The following is a 2888-nucleotide window of genomic DNA, read 5'->3' as shown; positions in this document are numbered from 1 at the left end:
CCCAGCCACATTTGCAGCACAAGAATTTAATATTAAAGGTCCAGTAAGGGATATTCTTGAGGACTCTAAAGGTAGCATATGGATTGCGGCCAACGGCTTATACTATGTAGATAGAGGGCAAGTTGATTTACGCACTGAAGTAAATGGTCCTCTACCTATTGTTAATGCTACGGTGATCACACAAATAGTTGGCTCTGTTAGCCAAATGGCACTCTCTCCTGAAGGCATTTGGCTCGTTAATGATCGTCATTTATTGCGCCTTACAAAAAACTCATCAGACTTTTCTAAACTACGTTTAGAGCTTACCGCAAAAATATCTTTACCAGAGCGCTTAGCGCAAACCATAGTGCACGATTTATCATTTTTAAATGGTAATTTGTACATAGCCTCTGAGCTAGGTGCATACTTTTTAGATTTAGATGACGAGCTAAGACCTTTTCCTTTACCTAATGCAAATAACTCAGCCGTTTATAAGTTTATGAGCGATACCGATGGTGGCTTGTGGGTTTCGACCTATGGGCGCTTATTGTTCAGAGATAAAACCGGTGAGTGGCAATGGGTAGAGCCTAGCCAACTTGATCAAAGTATATGGTTTGCTGATATTTTTAGAGATGATAAAAATAACGTTTGGTTAGCAAGCTTTAGTGAAGGCTTGTGGCTTGCTCATGAAGGGCGAGTAGAAAGGCATTCAGCAGTTTCAAATATGACCGAATCTGTTATGGCTATTAGCCAAGCACCCGATGGTAAACTGTGGGTTGCGAATAAAAGCGGCATTGGTTATTTCGATTTAGATAAAAGTTTTATTAATTTAGTCCCAAGTAGTAAATATGGATACGCATCAGTACACGATCTACAATTTGATGGTGAGCGATTATATATAGCAACAGGGCGCGGTTTATTTGTTTTTGAAAACAAGACACTTTACACCGTCCCTGGTCGAGCACTTCGCGATAATCCGGTTTTTGCAATAAGTCGCTCTAGTAAAGGCGGTTTTTGGATTGGCACCGGACGCGGTTTATATCGATTAAATTATGCTGGTTTAACGCCTTTTGCCTATAACGCTTTTTTAGGTAGTAAGTTTATTACCTACGTATTAGATAAAACAAACTTTGGTGTGATTGGTACTAGTAAAGGTGCATATTACTTTACAGACCGTGGCATAGAAAAAATTGGCGACCAAACAACACTTGAAAGCGCATACGTAACTAGCGTGCTACATATAGATGGTGTGGGTATTTTAATCGGCTCTCTTAACGACGGGCTTTTTTACAGAAGTACGCAAGGGCAATGGCGCCAACTCGATGCAGCTAATGGTTTACCGTATGGTTCTATATTTAGCCTAGAATATGATGAAAAGTTAAAGCATGTTTGGGTAAGCACCATGAAAGGTGTTTACAGAATGCCTGTAGAGCAATTTAAAACAGAAATAAAAAGCCTAAAAGTTGAAGAAGTAATTTCATCTTTTGACCGTCAACTCGATGGTAAAGCGAATCAATGTTGTAGCGGACTTGGGCATGATGCGGTAGCAGACACCGGAAATTCTATTTGGTACCCAAGCTTACAAGGTGTTGTTGAAATACCTAAAAATGTAGAGCTATTTGGCGTGCTTGCATTAAAGCCAACAATAGAGACAATAACAACGCCACTTCGTCATTTAACTACCGCTGCGCTTGGTAAAAAACCATCATTAGAAACAGACGAGCGTGATATAACGCTAACTTACACAGCTATTGATTACTATGCACCAAACAGCATTGAATTTAGATATAAACTAAGTGGCTTAGATAGTGACTGGCGCTATGCAAATACGCGACGTGAAGCTATTTATACTAACTTGCCTCCTGGCTCGTTTTTGTTTCAATTAGAAGCTAAGCGCCAAGGTGAAGACTGGGCTAAAGCGCAAGATGTAGAATACGGTTTTGTAGTGCCTGAGCGCTTTGACGAAACAATTTACTTTAGGCTTTTAATTACCAGTGGTTTTATTTTGCTTTTTTATCTCATTTTTTGGGTGTTTAGAGCACAAGAACGCAGAAAACAAGAAGCATTAGAGGGCTTAATCACTGAGCGTACCTTAGAGCTTCGCCAAGCTAATGATAAATTAGGCCAAGTGAATTCACAGCTTAAATTAGTGAGTCACTCAGATGAGCTAACAGGGCTACGTAGTCGCCGCTTTTTGTTTGATCAACTCCCTAAAGATATTGAGCACTTTCAACGTAATTCACAGTCGCTGCAGGCACAAGGTAAGTCACTGGTGCTGGTAATTATTAACTTTGATAACTTCAGCCGTATTAACGATGCGTATGGCCCAATTGCAGGTGATAGCTGCTTACAGCAAATGGCTGCATTGTTAAATTCGCGTACGCAGGGTTCTGACTATGTGGCACGTTGGAGTGGAGATGAGTTTTTATTATTATTACGCGATTTTAAATGCAATAAAATAGATAGCTATGCTTCAGAACTTTGTAAAGTAATAGCGGCTAATTCATTCCAATTACCAAATGGAAAAACAACTAATATCACGGCATCAATTGGTTGGTCATTTTATCCATTACCACTTTTGGGTGGGCAGGTAATTAGCTGGGAGACATCTATTAACCTAGCAGATATTTCATTGCACCAAGTTAAAAAGCGCGGTGGTGATGGTGTTGCAAATATTACGTTTGATGATCAGCTTGATGCATTTGAGTTTGAACAAAATTCTAACGTTGATCAACAATTAGGTATTTTACAAAGCAATGGCCTAGCTGATATTAAAGTGTGGATGCGCTGATCAGCAATATTTGATATTAAAAAGGAGCCTAGGCTCTAATGCCGATCATTTAAGAAATAGTTAATAGCACTTGAACGATCTTCTAGGTATGTAAGAATCCGAATTCTTTTGTAGAATT

At 39.4% G+C, this 2888-nt stretch carries 1 protein-coding gene; it reads left to right on the top strand.

The window, feature by feature from the left end:
• Positions 1-2770: ligand-binding sensor domain-containing diguanylate cyclase (locus L655_RS0100070; protein WP_024603678.1), on the top strand; the 2770-nt coding region annotated here is incomplete at its 5' end.
• Positions 2771-2888: the final 118 nt, after the last annotated feature.

The organism is Pseudoalteromonas sp. TAE79, from assembly GCF_000498015.1.
GTDB lineage: Bacteria > Pseudomonadota > Gammaproteobacteria > Enterobacterales > Alteromonadaceae > Pseudoalteromonas.
This window is presented reverse-complemented; position numbering and strand designations above follow the sequence as displayed.